Consider the following 363-nt stretch of genomic DNA (forward strand, 5'->3'; position numbering starts at 1 on the left):
TCCAGACCGTGGTCACGGCAGCGGAGACGGTGACCTTTTCCTGTTCCAACAATTCTGCGAGCTGCTCCGGCCCCGTGGCCCGGCCTGGCAGAACGAGGGAAGCCCCGCACATGGCGGCTGCGTACGGGAGCCCCCAGGCATTGGCATGGAACATGGGAACGATCGGCATCACCACATCGCCGGCGCCCAGGGCGAAGGTATCGGCGAACAGGAGGGACATGGCATGCAGGATGATGGAGCGATGGTCGTACAGCACACCCTTGGGGCGACCTGTGGTTCCGGAGGTATAGCAGAGGGCTGCTGCGGCTCGTTCGTCGGGGACGTCCAAAACCTCAACACTGTTCGCACCGTCCAGCATCAATT

1 protein-coding gene is annotated in these 363 nt (G+C 63.1%); it reads right to left on the bottom strand.

Going from position 1 to position 363, the window contains the following annotated elements; translation table 11 throughout:
- On the bottom strand, positions 1–363 hold a 363-nt coding region (locus ACPYOG_RS19270), incomplete at both ends, for an AMP-binding protein (RefSeq protein WP_481295742.1).

The organism is Leifsonia sp. HAY1-4F, assembly GCF_056755275.1.